14 protein-coding genes and 1 tRNA gene are annotated in these 16,243 nt (G+C 41.7%); 1 reads left to right on the top strand and 14 read right to left on the bottom strand.

Annotated elements, in window-relative coordinates; genetic code table 11:
• Positions 1-337: 337 nt before the first annotated feature.
• From FO442_RS16290 to FO442_RS16240, 11 genes are all read right to left on the bottom strand, one after another.
• Positions 338-1,066 carry a DUF6000 family protein gene (locus tag FO442_RS16290; RefSeq protein ID WP_144334282.1) on the bottom strand — a complete coding sequence of 243 codons (729 nt, stop codon included), beginning with the start codon at positions 1,064-1,066 and terminating at the stop codon, positions 338-340.
• Positions 1,067-1,441: 375 nt separating this feature from the next.
• Positions 1,442-1,516: transfer RNA gene (locus FO442_RS16285), tRNA-Val, on the bottom strand.
• A 58-nt stretch (positions 1,517-1,574) separates the two neighbouring features.
• Positions 1,575-2,819, bottom strand: a complete 1,245-nt coding sequence (locus FO442_RS16280) for a bifunctional folylpolyglutamate synthase/dihydrofolate synthase (protein ID WP_186280199.1) — start codon at positions 2,817-2,819, stop codon at positions 1,575-1,577.
• A 4-nt stretch (positions 2,820-2,823) separates the two neighbouring features.
• Positions 2,824-3,774: a hypothetical protein gene (locus FO442_RS16275; RefSeq protein ID WP_144334280.1), complete on the bottom strand. Its 951-nt coding sequence runs from the start codon at positions 3,772-3,774 to the stop codon at positions 2,824-2,826.
• 76 nt (positions 3,775-3,850) lie between these two features.
• Positions 3,851-4,621 (bottom strand): hypothetical protein, encoded by a 771-nt coding sequence (locus tag FO442_RS16270; RefSeq protein WP_144334279.1) that lies wholly within the window; start codon positions 4,619-4,621, stop codon positions 3,851-3,853.
• Between the two features lie 93 nt (positions 4,622-4,714).
• Entirely contained in the window at positions 4,715-5,458 is a 744-nt protein-coding gene (locus tag FO442_RS16265; protein ID WP_144334278.1) for a hypothetical protein, read from the bottom strand.
• A gap of 19 nt (positions 5,459-5,477) precedes the next feature.
• A complete protein-coding gene (locus FO442_RS16260) occupies positions 5,478-5,873 on the bottom strand; it encodes an ExbD/TolR family protein (RefSeq protein ID WP_144334277.1) in 396 nt (131 codons plus the stop codon).
• Positions 5,864-6,601 carry a MotA/TolQ/ExbB proton channel family protein gene (locus FO442_RS16255; protein WP_246073873.1) on the bottom strand — a complete coding sequence of 246 codons (738 nt, stop codon included), beginning with the start codon at positions 6,599-6,601 and terminating at the stop codon, positions 5,864-5,866. The genes FO442_RS16260 and FO442_RS16255 overlap by 10 nt, the downstream gene beginning before the upstream one ends.
• Before the next feature lie 170 nt (positions 6,602-6,771).
• Complete coding sequence (nhaA, locus tag FO442_RS16250; protein WP_144334275.1) at positions 6,772-7,950, bottom strand: Na+/H+ antiporter NhaA; 1,179 nt, start codon at positions 7,948-7,950, stop codon at positions 6,772-6,774.
• Positions 7,951-8,052: 102 nt separating this feature from the next.
• Positions 8,053-9,282, bottom strand: coding sequence for a Glu/Leu/Phe/Val dehydrogenase dimerization domain-containing protein (locus tag FO442_RS16245; RefSeq protein ID WP_144334274.1), 1,230 nt, complete (start codon positions 9,280-9,282; stop codon positions 8,053-8,055).
• A 114-nt stretch (positions 9,283-9,396) separates the two neighbouring features.
• Positions 9,397-10,440 carry an anhydro-N-acetylmuramic acid kinase gene (locus FO442_RS16240; protein ID WP_186280197.1) on the bottom strand — a complete coding sequence of 348 codons (1,044 nt, stop codon included), beginning with the start codon at positions 10,438-10,440 and terminating at the stop codon, positions 9,397-9,399.
• A 97-nt stretch (positions 10,441-10,537) separates the two neighbouring features.
• On the opposite strand from FO442_RS16240, the gene FO442_RS16235 reads away from it, so the two are divergent.
• Positions 10,538-11,680 (top strand): acyl-CoA dehydrogenase, encoded by a 1,143-nt coding sequence (locus FO442_RS16235; RefSeq protein WP_144334272.1) that lies wholly within the window; start codon positions 10,538-10,540, stop codon positions 11,678-11,680.
• Positions 11,681-11,787: 107 nt separating this feature from the next.
• On the opposite strand, the gene FO442_RS16230 is transcribed toward FO442_RS16235, so the two are convergent.
• The 3 genes from FO442_RS16230 to FO442_RS16220 all read right to left on the bottom strand — a co-directional run bounded on the left by FO442_RS16230 (position 11,788) and on the right by FO442_RS16220 (position 16,189).
• Complete coding sequence (locus FO442_RS16230) at positions 11,788-13,071, bottom strand: UDP-N-acetylmuramoyl-tripeptide--D-alanyl-D-alanine ligase (protein WP_144334271.1); 1,284 nt, start codon at positions 13,069-13,071, stop codon at positions 11,788-11,790.
• 57 nt (positions 13,072-13,128) lie between these two features.
• Positions 13,129-15,162, bottom strand: coding sequence for an SUMF1/EgtB/PvdO family nonheme iron enzyme (locus FO442_RS16225; protein ID WP_144334270.1), 2,034 nt, complete (start codon positions 15,160-15,162; stop codon positions 13,129-13,131).
• 61 nt (positions 15,163-15,223) lie between these two features.
• Entirely contained in the window at positions 15,224-16,189 is a 966-nt protein-coding gene (locus FO442_RS16220) for a PorP/SprF family type IX secretion system membrane protein (RefSeq protein WP_144334269.1), read from the bottom strand.
• Between the last annotated feature and the right edge of the window lie 54 nt (positions 16,190-16,243).

Below are 16,243 nucleotides of genomic sequence, written 5' to 3'. Positions count from 1 at the left end.
ATCACTGCGGAAGATTTGGCTTTGCCACCCTCCTCGGTCCTCCTTCAAAGGAGGAAGCCTAGATTGATCTTCGAACCGAGATTCCACACTCAAAACTCACGCTCAATACTCAAAAAGAAAAAGCTACAACTCAGTGTGAGTGTGAAGTGTGAGCAAAGAGGGACAAAAAGAAAAAGCATCACTCTCGTAATGCTTTTTCTTTTTGTGGGGAATGACAGGGAACCTCAAAAAATACTCTATGCAGGATGTCGGCGGTGGAATTATTAGTCAAAAAAAAAGTCCAGACTTGCATCTGAACTTTTTTGTGGGGAAGAGCGAACGGAAATGAAACCACTAATTAGCCATTTATTATCCTTTTCAATGATTCAATCGATTTATGAAAATTTGAAATTACAATGTTTGTATCCATTGGTTTTATTTCCTGAATCTGTTGTTCTAGTTCCAGATTTTTATCTGGAATTAGTTTTTTTAGATTGTTTAGATTTTCAATTTGCTTTTCGTTACGCCAGATTACAAGGCTCTCCCAGTTTTTCAGATGTTTTTCTGTATTATTCGTATTATTAATTTCATCCAGATATTTAAGAGCAGTTATTACTGAACCTTGATCAAAATAGAGCTCTGGTTTTGTTAAATAGTATTCCAAATACAGATTCAAATAATAAACAGAACGTTTTGTGTTAAAAGAAGCAAGAGTTATTGCATATTCTGAACCTGCATAACAAACTTCACTTTTCAATAAATGAATCCCGATAATTTCTTGAAATTGAATAGCCTTTTTTATACCAGCAAAATAACTTCCCGTTGATCGTATTCTCCAATCAAAATCACCCAAATTCTGAAGTATGATATTTTCGTTTATTTGAGGTTTTAACTCGATCATTTTTTTTATCCATTCATCAGATTGATTATTAAGTTCAAAATAAAATGGAATAACCCATTCTTCCCTAAATTCCTGTGAAAGATTGGTTTCGTTTGTATAAGAAATGAGATCTTCAAATGGGCTTTTATGCTGAATAGTTGCGCCTGCAGAATGGAGATGTATGTTGGTTAAGTTTTCTTTTTTCATTTTGAATGAAAGAATTATTAATCAAAAATACCGAAATACTAGGATTTCCGAGCAAACCGGAATTGAACCGGTATGAATTTGGGGAATTCGAATAAAATCGGTGCTTGCGGAAGATTTGGGTTCTGCCATCCTCCTTAATCCTCCTCACAACTTTCGCACTGACGCTTGTCGTTGTTCGTCTTCACATACTGCGTATGCTCTTCTCAAGGGAGGAGACAGAATGAAACTTCGAACCGGGATTTCACACTCTTCTCTCACTCTCAGTTCTCGCTCTGCAAAAAGAAAAAAGCCCGAAAAGAGTGAGCGTGAGAGCGAGTACAGAGGGACAAAAAGAAAAAAAGCATCCAACTACCGCTGAATGCTTTTTTCTTTTTGTGGGGAATGACGGATTCGAACCGCCGACATCCTGCTTGTAAGGCAGGCGCTCTGAACCAACTGAGCTAATCCCCCATACGATGCGTTTTCCGAGTTACCGTTGTTTCTCAAACGCGAGTGCAAATATAAGGCATTATTTCTTTTCTGCAAGACCTTTTTGAAAAAAAACTTCAAAAAAATCATGAACCAAAAAGAAGGAACCAAAAATCAAAATCGTATCCGCTTTGTTTGCAGAATCTTGCGCTTTTTCCAATGCTTTTAGCGGGGAATCAAAAAAAAGTTTTTTTTCTACACGCGAATCTACTTTTTCTTTCAAATCCTCTAACCGGATACTCCGTGGATTCGCAAAAGCTGTGAAGTAAAAATGTGCATCAGCTGGGAATTCATCCAGGATGGCTTCCAGGTCTTTGTCCGAACTGGTCCCGTAAATGCAGTGAAGTGTTCCTCTTGAAAACTCTTTGACGGATTGAAATAGTGCATGAATTCCTTCTGCATTATGCGCACAATCCACAATGGTCAGAGGGTGCCGGGCAATTATTTCCATGCGCCCAAAGAAGCCGGTGTGTCGCTTCAGGTTTCGAATCCCTTTTTCGCGAACAGTTTGATCTACCGAAAAACCTTGTGTTTCCAGGTAATCACAAACGGCTGATACGATGATGTAATTTCCCGTTTGGTAACCGATTATTCCTTCGGGTAAGCTGATTTCTTTTCGTGGGATGATGATTTCGGCCTGCAATTCCTTTGCTCTGGATTCAAATACAGGAAAGGTTTCGGAATCTGTTTCACCTAGTACAACCGGGGTGTGTGTTTTGATGATACCTGCCTTCTCAAATGCAATTTTTGCGCGCGTATCACCTAAAATATTCACATGGTCCAGCCCGATATTGGTAATGACTGAAATGAGTGGTTGAATGATATTCGTAGCATCCAGTCGCCCGCCTAAACCAACTTCTGCTACGACAATCGAACAACTGTTTCGATGGAAGAATACGAGCGCCATCATCCAGGTAATTTCAAAAAAAGAAGGTTCGATCTTCCAGGAGTGATTTCTCACTTTTTCGCAAAATTCAATGACAAATTGTTCGTCGACCGGGTTTCCATTGATGCGGATCCGCTCCGTAAAGTCGAAAAGGTGAGGAGAGGTGAATAAACCGACGGTTTCACCGCTTTCCGTGAGAATCGAAGCCAGCATGTTGGATACGGAACCTTTTCCGTTTGTACCACCTACGTGAATAAAACGCAGTTCTTTTTCCGGATTATGAAAGAAAGCACTCAATTCTTCGATGTTCTTTAATCCCGGATTGTAGGCCTGTGCACCTAAATTGTGATACGCCGGAAATTGCCGGAATAACCAATCGATGGTTTCTGAATAGTTCATGGAATTATTGTGCTTTGAAGGTATAGGTAATGGTTCCTTCTTCAATAGGTCTTTCGGAATACTCAAACCGCGATTTCTTGGCATAGCGTTCCGCTAATTCTACACAACACTGGTTTGCCGTGGAGGGAGCCTGAGATTGCGCCCAATAAACGTCTCCGTTTGAATTCACCTTCACCTTGACCACGATCGTTTCCGAAATTCCCTTTCCGCACATATAGCCAGGGATTTTGATGTAATCATCGTTTTTTTGAAAGGCTTTCCGGCCGTTCAAATTATAGCTCATCATCGTGGAGCCTTTCACTCCGGTATTCGAACCGATATTTCCACCGTTGCCTCCTTCAGTTTTTTGCTGCTGTCTTTTTTTTTCCTTTTCTTCCCGCTCTTTTTTGCGCTTTTCCATTTCATTTTTGATCCTTTCGCGCTCTGCAGCTCCACCGGTCATTTCGAATTGTTTGGCTTCAAAATCATAAATGGATTCTTCCGGGGTTTTGGGCTTTGTTTGTTCCGGTTTCGGTTGCTGCCTGGAAGAAGCTTCGGTTGTTTCCGGGCGATCTTCCCGTACTTCTCCGCCTTCTTTTGCTTGGGGAAGCCCGTCTCCGTTTTCGCCCTGGTAATTAAACTGTGCCGGAGGAGTTTCTTCCACATTTTGGTTGTTTAGCGAAAATTGGGTTGTGTCCGAGACATCACTGAAATTCATTTCATTTAAACCTTCGTAGTTGTCAATGATGGTTTTGGTGTAAACAGATCCTGCGCCCAGGGCAATTGCTCCGAATAAAATATACATCATAATTACTGGTTGGCGGGTTCTTGCCTGGTAAGCGCCATAGCGTTTATTGCGGTGTTCGAAAATTGTTTTGAAATTTTTCGCATGAAATTCTTCCCATTCACTATTGTCTACATACTGATAGAGTGAAAAAATAATAATGAGTATAAATAGAATATATACGAATAACATAAACCTCTGTGTAAACCAGTTTAAATCTACAAGTAAAAAATGAAGAAATTATTTTTTTAAACGACTTTAACGAAAACTAATTTGCACTAATCCGGATGACAACAGGAACTTTCATGTTTCTGGAAGTATTCACTTTGTTGAACCGTCCCTGGTTCTTTACCACATTAATCACCTGGTTGATCACCGTCATATCATTCGTATTGGATCCGTTCTTTACGAAAGTTGGTTTCCCGATAATATTTCCGTTTGGATCGACCAAAATAGATAAAACAATGACACAGCTTTCATCCGATCGTATGCTATTGGTATTGGGTTTTTCCACCCAATAACGCTCAGGGTCTCCACCACTTCCGGGCCCGCTTCCGGGTCCTTCCCCGTTTCCGTTGTCATTCCCGATTCCGTGACCGTTTCCACTTCCGTTCCCGCCACCGCTGCCGCCTGATCCGAAGGGGTTGTTGCTGACATTCTGTCCACTTGGAGGATTGTTGTTCGGAGTGTTGGTGTTAGTGATGTTGGAATTTCCTGATTTTACATGTGTATTGCTGCTGTTCTGTGTCAGAACTTGTTCCATCTGTGGAGGCGTTTTATCTGTCTGCTCCACTTTTGCCGGTGTTCCGGAGCCACCACCACCGGTCCCGGTAGGCAATTCCTGTAATTCCATTGGAATCAACTCCATTTCCATATTCTGGTACAACAACTGCTCCGGGAGAGGAGGAGTTGGGATGCGGTATCCGAGAAAATGAAGAATCGCCAATAAAAGTGCAAATGCAGATATTGCAATGATCCCTGCAACCTTGCGATCCTTGATCTCTTCGGCTTTTACTGTTTCAAATGCAAATTCTTCCATAATTCTTCATTTAGTGTTTTTCCGGAAAATGATCTATTCTAATTTACCATTCAATTCCCGAATCGTTCATTTTTTTAATGACTTTTAGCAAAACTAACTTGCGGTAATACGAATGCTCAGTGCCAATTTCATATTCGTTGTTGTTTTTACTTTGTTGTATTTTGCCTGATTTTTTACCACGGAAATAACTTCCTTGATCAAACTCATGTCTGTTGTTGTTGAAGCGCTTTTTACCAGGGTTGGATTGCCTATAATATTTCCGTCCGGATCTACCAGAACGGATAAGAGAATTCTACAATTCTCATCAGAAACAATAGCACTTGTATTGGGCAATGAAATCAGCTGACGGAGGTTGTTCACAGGTTTCGGATCATCGATTTGATCATCGTGCATCCCGATAGGATCCTTTTCACGGTATTTTCCGCCATTGATTCCTCCCGATGTAAATGGATTGTCGCTCAGGTATTTTGCTCCGGAAGGATTATTGTTTGGGGCTGATGTATTCGTTATGTTGGAATTCCCCGATTTTACATGTTCGGAACTATGTGCTGCCGCGAGAAGTTGCTCTGTTTGTGCAGGTGTCGTTTTTGCTTCCGTTGTTTTGGCAGGGCTGCCGGATCGCCCGTTTTTTTGCATTTGCTCCAATACTTGGGGATTCAGTGGAATGAGTGTCATTTTTTCGGATGCCGTTTGCTTGGGAAGAGACTGGTTTGAAATGCGGTATCCGATAAAACCAAGCAAAGCTGCTAACAACACAAAAGCCGTGAATGCAATTATCCCGGCTATTTTACGGTCCCTGATCCCGTAGGTTTGCTCTGTTTCAACACGAATAGACATATTTCTGGATTTTAGCTCATTATCCGGCCTTGGTAGCAATCACAAACTTCAATTGATGTTTCAAACCGAGTTGTAACAGATCGATCAATTCCTGGACATCCAAGTCATACGCAGGACGAAGCACTACGGTTTCATCTTTTCGCAATTTTGTTTCCTGCAGTAAACGGACTTCCAGGTCCTGGGGACTGACTTCTTCTTTATCCAGGTAGTATCTTTTTTCACTCGTTACTGTTAAAGTCAGATGAGATCCGACTTTGGTGTCTGTTTCTTTCGCATCCGGAAGCGGGACTTTAATCACGTTAGGATTGGCCAAAGTCGAGATGATCAAAAAGAACAAAAGCAGGAAGAACATGATGTCGCTCATGGAGGAGGATTCGACCCCCGCATGAAAGCGTTTTTTGCGTTTTATTGCCATTTTCCTGGTCGTTGAATGATATTAATAAATCCGAGGTTCGTTGACTGGATTTTTAGGGTGTAGTTATCAATCATCGCATTCAGAATGTGATATGCTGAATAAGCAATGATACCCACAACCAATCCGGCACCGGAACTGATCATTTTTTCATAGAGACCTCCGGAGATATTCCCGATACTTACATTTTCGGAAATCGAGATGTTGTAGAAGATCTTAATTACCCCGGCAATAGTACCGATAAACCCGAATGTAGGAGCAATTCCTGCGATCAATCCCAAAATTCCCATCCCTTTTTCCATTTTCCCGATTTCGATATTGGCAACCTTTTCCATGTTGGATTCGATCTCGGAAACAGGTCTTCCGATGGTTTGAATGCCTTCAGCAACAACTGATCCGTAAGCACTTTGGTCGCGTTGTACCGTATTCAATGCATCCTGGATATTTCCTTTTTCAAGGTTCATCCGGATGTCATTCAACAGATTGGAATTGTATACAGACATGCGTTTGATGTATCTGTATCGTTCAATCACCACATACAGGGTATAGAACAGCAATATGATAATCGGAATGATGAAGACACCGCCTTTCATAACGAATTCCAATGCCGTGATCTTTTCACCTGCTTTTGCTACCTTCTCCGCTTCCGGCACGCTGTCTTTGACAATTTGTGCAAGGCTCAACAAAGGGGTTGCTAAAAATAAAAGGGTAAATACTGCTGCTTTTTTCATCTGGTCTATAAATGAATACATGAATCAATTTCCAAAAATACGCCCCAATAACAGATGATTTTCCCTTCAGGTAAAGAGATATTCACAGTATTTTGTTTATAGGGATTGAATTTTGCGATTCGCGTGTCTATTCAATAAGTTTCAAGGACTGATTTGGTTACGGTCCAGGCTTACTTCTTTTTTAGATTGGTGCGTTTGGCAGCCTTTTTGAAACTCCATTTCAGCCAGATAATCCCAAACAATCCTGCCAATAAGGAGGAAACAAGAATAGCAAATTTGGAGTTGTTAATGATTTCTTTATCTGTGAAAGCAAGAATGGTTACAAAGATCGACATGGTGAAGCCAATTCCTCCCAGAATCCCAACTCCAAATAACTGTCCCCAGGTCGTTCCTTTAGGCTTGTCGGCCAGTTTGAAACGGATAGAGATCCAGGTGAACAGAAAGATTCCGACCGGCTTCCCAATGACTAAACCGAATATAATCCCCAGGCTGGCGCGTTCAAACAAAGCTGTCTGCCAAGCAGGTCCGATTTCAATTGCGGTATTTACCAATGCAAACAACGGAAGTATGATAAATGGAACCGGGTAATTCAGTTTTTCCTGTAAACGATTGGCCGGAGATTTGGCGCCGTTCTTTTTGGAAGCAGGGATCGCTAATGCCAGTAATACACCTGAAATAGTTGCGTGAATCCCGGAGTGGAGCATGAAATACCACATGGCGATTCCGAGAGGAAGATAGATCCAGAGCGAACGTACTTTCAATTTGTTCAAGACCAGCAGTCCGATGAAAATTCCTACTGCGATAGCAAAATTCAGCCAGAAGATGGTTTTTGTGTAGAAAACACCAATAACCACAATCGCTCCCAAATCATCAATTACTGCCAGGGCTGTCAGGAATACTTTAATAGAAAGCGGTACCCGGTCTCCCAAAAGTGACAATGCTCCCAGGGCAAATGCAATATCTGTGGCCATGGGAATTCCGAATCCCGAAGCAGTTGGTGAACCGAGATTGATAAAAGCGAAGATCCCGGCAGGAACAAGCATTCCGCCAAGTGCACTGAACATAGGAAGCGTAGCTTTTTTTAGCGAAGAAAGTTCTCCGTCCATAAATTCGTGTTTCAGCTCCAGCCCGACCAGGAGAAAAAAAACGGCCATCAATCCGTCGTTTACCCAATGTTCGATTTTTAAACCGGCAATCGTATGTTCCCAAAGTTCAATATAAGAGTCTTTGAATGACGAATTTGCCAGAATAAGAGATAAAATGGTAAAAGCAATCAGCGTTAAACCGCTCGATTTTTCGCTTTCAAAGAATTTTTTGAATATTCTGCTGTCTGTTTTCCTGTTTGCCATGATCTTTTTTGAAAGTTCAACGGTTCAAAATGCTTGCGCTAAAGCTTTAGCATCGGCGCAGAGTTCAATTTTTAAACTTGTTGAACTTTTGGAACAAATGAACTATACCAGTTGGTTCAGTGCGATTTCAAATGCAGCTTTAGCAATTCCGGTTTTGGATGGATTTGACGCGTGTGCTTTTCTCAATGCATCTCCGATGATCTTGCTCGTATCTTCGAAAATTCCTTTGTCAGTCAGCTCTTTCAGGTCATTGCTCATCAAATAGGCAAATACACGTGCCATTCCGCAGTTTGAAATGAAATCAGGAATCACTGAAATGTGGTTGTCAGCATAATCAGCAATGGGGCCGAAGAAAATTTCTTTATCTGCAAACGGAACGTTTGCCCCGGCAGCAATTACCTGGACTCCTGCTTTGATCATGCGTTCAACTTGCTCCTGCGTAATCAAACGGGAAGCAGCGCACGGAATAAATACATCCGCCTGAACATCCCAGATTTTTCCGTTAATCTCATCGAAAGATTTCAAGTCCGGATGAATGATCTCGTTTCCGTTTTTTGTCAGGAATAACTGTTTGATTTCTTCAAATGAAAATCCGTTTTCATTGATCAAACCACCGACACGGTCAATGATCCCAACGATTTTGGCCCCTGATTGTGCCAGGTAATAAGCTCCTGCCGAAGCTACATTTCCCCAGCCCTGAACAATGACTTTTTTGTCCTTCAGGTCGCCTCCCCAAATGTTGTAATAATGAGCTACCGATTGAGCTACACCGTATCCGGTAATCATATCTGCGACTACAAATTTCTTTTCTACACTTGGGCTATATTGTTTGTCTTCAATTACTTTCAGAACTCCTTGTCTCAATTGACCGATGCGATTGATTTTCTGAGCTTCCCGCGGTTGGAAGTGTCCGTTGAAAACACCTTCCTGCGGGTGCCAGATTCCACAATCTTCGGTAATCGGTATTACTTCATGGATTTCGTCTACGTTCAAATCGCCGCCTGTTCCGTAATAATGCTTCAAAAGCGGTGTCACGGCAGCATACCAACGTCTCAGAACGCCTTCTTTCCGCGGATCTTTCGGGTCGAAGTTAATTCCGGATTTTGCTCCGCCAATGGGAGGGCCTGCAACCGTAAATTTTACTTCCATGGTTTTTGCAAGGCTTTCCACTTCACGTTTGTCCAAACCTACGCGCATTCGGGTACCACCTCCGGCAGCTCCGCCACGCAAAGAATTGATCACTACCCATCCTTCTGCTTCAGTTTCAGCATCTTTCCACTCGAAAACGATTTCCGGGCGCTTATTTTCAAACTTGTGAAGTAAATCTTTCATGTTAACTTATTCGTTGGATCTTTCAAATATTGAGACGCAAAAGTAGGAATTATTGCTCTTTCAACCTTGAGAAATCAGTGAATTCTCCGGTAAACTTTACAGGTGATAGGATTCCTATGGTAAATGATGAACTCCACCAATCACGTTTTTTGATGCGCCCGTGACACTCGAAATGCAATTTGGTTCATTGTTTAGGTTCAATGCTCCCAATAATCCGAAAATCAAAGCTTCCTTGTAATCAATCAGTTCACCGTCAACTGAAATGATTTCCCCGGTATAATAGCGCTTCAGTCGTTCGATCAAAAAGGTGTTTTTTGCACCTCCGCCTGTTATCATCACGCGTTTCAAATCTTTTTTGGTACAGATCTCACCGATTTGAATGGCGATATGTTCTACAACTGTTGCCAGGTTGTTTTCAATGTCTTTGTCAAATTTAAGAAGCGGGTAGAAGTGTTGTTCGAGCCATTCCGTTCCCAATGATTTCGGTCCTTCTTCTTTGTAATATTCGAGGCTGTTCAGCAAATCCAGCAGGAAATAGTTCAATTCGCCTTCCCGGGCCAGATCCCCGTTTTTATCGTATTCCAACTGCTTGGACCGGGCTAGTTTGTTCATGGGAAGGTTGGCCGGACAAATATCATAAGCCTGTACAACTCCGTTCTCTTCGAAACTGATATTTGCAAAACCACCGATATTGATAAATCCGTCCGCTTTTGATCCGAACAAGTATTGATCACCAATTGGTACCAGTGGTGCTCCCTGGCCTCCGTACAAGACATCTTTTGTTCTGAAATCGCCGATGGTTCTGATACCTGTTTTTACGGCAATGACGGCTGGATTCCCGATTTGTGTTGTAAACCCTCGGGATGGTTGGTGAAAAACAGTTTGACCATGAGATGCGATGGCTTCCACCTCTTGTCTTGAAATTCCGTTTGCTTCGATAAATTGATTGATGCATGAGGCCAGGAAAATGCCCAGATCGTGGTCCAGTGTCATCAGTTGAGATCCCGTTAATTTGCTTGCTTCATGCAGGCTGGATAGCAGGATTTCAGGGAATTGAAAGGTGTGAGACGCGTGAATTTTAAACTCCCAATTCTTATCAGAAACCTTCGTATATGTTGCATAAGTTACATCGACTCCATCGAGTGAAGTGCCTGACATTAAGCCGATTATTTTGAATGAATTCATAAAAGACGAAAATTAAGTTTTTATAGGTACATTTGTCTCCTGAACAAATATAAAATAAACTGCGATACAGATGAATTTCGAATTGACAGAAGAACAAAAAGCAGTAAAAGAAGCTGCGCGTGATTTCGCTCAAAACGTTTTAAAACCTGGGGTAATAGATCGGGATAGAGATCAAAAATTTCCTGTTGAAGAAATGAAACAACTGGGTGAACTTGGATTCTTAGGAATGATGGTTGACCCGAAATACGGAGGTGGGGGTATGGACACGATGTCCTATGTACTTGCAATGGAAGAAATCTCCAAGGTAGATGCTTCAACTTCAGTTTGTATGTCAGTGAACAATTCCCTGGTTTGTTGGGGATTGGAAAAGTTCGGTAACGAAGAGCAAAAGGAAAAATTCCTTGTTCCACTTGCAAAAGGAGAAAAAATCGGGGCGTTTTGTTTATCGGAGCCGGAAGCAGGATCTGATGCAACTTCTCAGCGTACAACCGCTGTTGATATGGGGGATTATTACTTGGTAAACGGAACAAAGAACTGGATCACAAACGGTTCGACTGCTTCTACTTATATTGTGATTGCTCAAACGAATCCTGAATTGGGACACAGAGGAATCAATGCATTGATTATTGAAAGAGGAATGGAAGGTTTCATTGTTGGAGCCAAAGAAGATAAATTGGGAATTCGCGGAAGTGATACCCATACCCTGATGTTCAACGATGTAAAAGTTCCGAAAGCGAACCGTATCGGTGAAGATGGATTTGGTTTCAAATTTGCAATGAAAACCCTTTCCGGAGGACGTATCGGGATCGCTGCTCAGGCATTGGGAATTGCTGCAGGAGCTTTCGAGTTGGCTGCTGCTTATTCAAAGGAGCGTAAAGCATTTGGAAAAGAGATTTACAAGCACCAGGCAATTGCATTTAAGATTGCAGATATGGCGACTGAAATCGAAGCTGCCCGTTTATTGGTTTACCGTGCTGCTGCCGATAAGGATGCAGGCAGAAATTTTGACCAGTCTTCCGCTATGGCGAAGTTGTATGCTTCAAAAGTAGCCATGGAACAAACAGTTGAAGCTGTTCAAATCCACGGAGGTTACGGATACGTAAAAGAGTACCATGTAGAGCGTTTGATGCGCGATGCGAAGATTACACAGATTTACGAAGGAACTTCTGAAGTACAGAAAATCGTTATTTCAAGAAATATTTTGGCTGATTAATAATCAATCAGGAAAACAAAAACCAGTAGGGGCGCGATTAATCGCGCCCCTACTGGTTTATAACCTATCCGGACGTAATATTGCGGAATTACGTCGGGTTTCAATCATTATAGATATGGAATCACCTTCTCCAGTGAAATTCCTCTTGAACCTTTTAACAAGATCAACAAGTCTGCAGGCGGATTATTTGTGAAATGTTCAATCAGCGGTTCTGTTGATTTCAAAAAAATGGCGTTCGGATGCATGCCTTTGAATTTCAAAAACTCCTCACCGATAAAGAAACCGCTTAAGCGCAGATCAATTGTCTGTTGAACGACTTCTTCATGTACCATCGGAGCATCATCTCCCATTTCGCGCATATCGCCCAGGATAAAAATCTTAGCATGCGTGTCGATTTTTGCAAAGCTGGATAGGGCAGAGCGCATGCTGGTCGGATTGGCGTTGTAACAATCCACGATCAGCGTGTTTCGTTCTGTTTTACTTACCTGTGACCGGTTGTTTGTTGGTTCGTACCCCGAAATTGCCTTGTTACAATTCTCCGGGCTTATTCCAAAGAAGCGCCCGATCCGGATGGCAGCCAGGAAGTTAATGAAGTTGTATTCTCCTACCAGGTTGGTTTGAATTGCAGGGCTGGAATATCCGGATTCAAACCATTCCATTTCCACCAAAGGTGTAAGCTTTAGAAGTGAACCACCTAATTCGGAGTCATCATTGTAAAAATGGTTATGCGTTGTATGAGGTAATTTGGCAACAATGGTTTCATCCTGTTTATTCGCGAAAATATGTCCCTTGCTTTGAGCCAGGAAATCGAATAATTCGGTTTTGGTTTTAATGACTCCTTCCAATGATTTGAAGCCTTCCAGGTGAGCCCTTCCGATATTCGTAATGATCCCATGGGTAGGCAAAGCAATTTCAACCAATTCTTTAATATCTCCCGGTTTGTTCGCACCCATCTCAATAACTGCAATGTCATGCACTTTCGTGAGCTGTAAAAGCGTTAAGGGAACTCCAATGTGGTTATTGAAATTTCCCTGGGTAAAGTGAACGTGATATTGTGTAGCCAATACAGCTGAAATAAGTTCTTTTGACGTTGTTTTTCCATTACTTCCCGTAATACCAATTACAGGGATCTGAAACTGGTTTCTGTGGTGTCTTGCGAGGTGTTGAAGGGTGAGTAATGCATCCTCCACTAAGATTGTTTTTCCTTCGATATGGTATTGAGGATTGTCAATCACTGCACCGATTGCACCTGATTTAATTGCTTCTTCAGCAAAAGTATTTCCATCGAAATTTGCTCCCTTCAAACAAAAGAACAATGATCCTTTCCGGATCTTTCGTGTGTCTGTTTCTACACCTGTACTTGATTGAAATAGTTCATAAAGTGCTTCCATATCCCATGAAAAAACCCCGACAGTTAGCTCATCGGGGTTTCTATTACTAATTGAATATTATTTTTTCTTTTGTTTCTTTTTACCGTAGTTGTGACCAACCGGACTTCCTACGCGATCCATTGCACAACGGAATCCAATGGTACAGGTCGATTGTGCTTCATCCAGGAATCTTCTTGAGCCTGCATTCAACCAGTAAGCACGATCTCTCCATGAACCACCTTTGTATACTCTTGATTTATCAGAGATCAAAGTTGTTGGCCAGGATGTTCTGTCTTCCGGTTTGATCGGAGTACCGTTCAAATCGTATGTTTCGTATTCGTTTTGGTACATGATCAAATGCGGATCACGGGTTGCTTCGTTAATACCATTTTTGCGATCGTCGTTATCATAATAGATTGAGCTCTCGATATCACCGTCCAAATAATCAATATAATCATCCTTGCGGTAGTTCAAACGACCGATGTTTTCTTCTTCTGTTACATTGCGGTATTTCAATTTACCCGGAGTACCAATGATGAATTGGTTGAATCCTTCACGCAACATAGGAATGATCTCGAAAGAATACTCTTCATCTCTACCTTGTCTTGTACTTTCAGCGAAGATACCTTCAAAGATCTCATCTTGTACCAATGAAGAAGCCTCGATATCATACTTGTCATTTTTATCCTGGATTGCTCTATCCAATACTTCATTGATTCGTGCGATCAAAGCTAATTCTACTGAGTCTTTCTTTTTCCCGTGAGAAACATAGTAAGGGTCAGGAGCTGCTCCTCTTTTGTAACGATGTTCTGCTTGGTTGTGCATTTGAATTCCACCAGGAATAACAGAGTCATTCGGATTGTGGTTTGCTGCCGATACACGTTGGTAGCGAACGCGTTCAAATGCATTCAAATATTCTTTCATTCCGTGAACATCATACATTACCTGCTGATCTTTCTGTTCAACAACTCCATCATTATTCAATACTTTCGTTTGGAACACATTTCCACGGAAAGGACGGAATTCATTATAGTCTTCGGAAGTCAACGGACGGTAAACATCCATCACCCACTCGGAAACGTTACCGGCCATGTGATATAAACCATAATCATTCGGCCAGAAAGATTCAACCGGAGCAGTTACATCGGCACCGTCGTTCAAACGACCTGCAACCCCCATGTAATCCCCTTTACCTCTTACGAAGTTAGCACGGATAGCACCTGTAAATTCTTTGTTGTCCTGGCGAACGAAGTGACCATTCCAAGGGTATTGACGACGCTCTGTGATTACTTCAGTTCCTTCGGAAAGGTTCCCGATTAATCCAAGAGCAGCGTATTCCCATTCAGCCTCTGTTGGGAGACGGTATCTTGGAAGAAGGATTCCATCTTCCATACGAACGATCCGTTCACCTAATTTTTTACCATCTCTATGAGATGGATCTGTATCCTTTAATTTTCTTCCACCCAATTCTTCATCCTGTTCGAATTGACCTACAAGATATGCATCTGTATTAAATGTTTCCGCATCGGCTGCGTCGATATCCCATCCAAGAACACCTTCACGAATTAGAATGTATTCGTTCACACGATCCGTACGCCATTTACAGAAATCGGTTGCCTGTAACCATGAAACACCAACTACCGGGTAGTCTCTGTATGCAGGGTGACGTAAATAGTAATCTACATATTTGTCCATGAATGCCAACGGGCTTCTCCATGAAAGGGTATCCGGTAATGCATTGCGGTACACCATGTTGTACTTTTCGTAAGATCTTTTAATCCAGTACAAGTACTCCAGCCAATGGAAGTTTGTTACCTCTGTCTGATCCATATAAAAGGATGAAACGGTAACACGGGCAGGACGATTGTTATAATCGAACATGACATCTTGTTCGACCATACCCATTGTAAATGTACCACCTTCAACAAGAATTAATCCCGGACCAGTTTCCTGATCTACAAACGGAACTTTTTGAAAGCCTCCATGCTGTACATTGTTGTAATCCCATCCTGTTGAAGAGGAGGAATCTCGGCTACACGAAGCTATTGCAACACCTGCAACCGCTAAGATAAATAAACGCAACATTTTCATATGCTTGGTTTGTTTTTTCATTTTTTGGGACACCAAAGTTAAGTTTATAAACGGATTATCAACAAAAGGTTACAAAAAATATTTAGAATGATGGACAAGAGATTGTTTTGAAGGTTTTGACAGGACCTTTACATTTGGTATAAATACCTAGTGAAACCTCATGTGAACCGCCTGACACACCATTATTTAATCGTGAAACTGTGACATCATAGCTATAGCCGATTCGGAAAGAAGGAGTCGTTACCCCGATTGTCAGGATGAACGCATCTCTGTTTCTGAACCATGCTCCTGCGTTGAACGCTCCATACTTGATATAAGTACCGATGTTGATTTCCTGGAAACCTTGTTGGTACTGATAGATCACGTTTGGCATGATGGAAGTTGTATTGTTGTATTTTGATTTTCCTCCCAGTGGAATTTCTGCCCCCATATGTCCCGTGAACCGCATAGGCATCGGTGAATTACCAATAATGACCGACTCATTAGGCATATTTAAGTGGTGAACTGCTCCTCCAAAAAAGAAATGTTTTGAATAACCTACAAATCCTGCGGAAGCATCAAAGAATCCTCTTGATCCTCCTCTTCTTAAATCACCGGTTTGATAGATGAATCCTCTTCTGGGGTCAATCATATCACCGAAAGTCAATTTATCCCAATCTAGGAATTTTTGGTACCAGGCTGCCCGAACGCCAAAAAGCATTGCAAACTTTCTGTTTACTTTCAAGTGGTAAGAGTAAATCAGGCCTAACATAGATGTATTAATTGTACCCTGACCTTGCATGTCATGAGTAGCCAGAACTCCAATCCCTCCTGAAATGTTTTTGAAGTATTGATCATAAGATGCACTATAGGTAACATAGTTCCCGGAAAGACTGGGCCACTCGTTTCGGTAATTCATCGAAAAACGAGCACATCCATGAGATCCAGCAAAAGCAGGGTTCAGGTACAGGGGGTTCGCGTAAAACTGCGTAAAAGTTGGATCTTGCGCATATAATTGACACGAGCCAAATAAACATCCAACAAACGCTAATAGTTTAATATTTCTCATTCGGTTAAGAATATTTTCAAGCTAAATTTGTAGCATTGGTTCGCCAATGTTACG

Source organism: Fluviicola chungangensis, from assembly GCF_007558725.1.
GTDB classification, from domain to species: Bacteria; Bacteroidota; Bacteroidia; order Flavobacteriales_D; family Crocinitomicaceae; genus Fluviicola; species Fluviicola chungangensis.
This window is presented reverse-complemented; position numbering and strand designations above follow the sequence as displayed.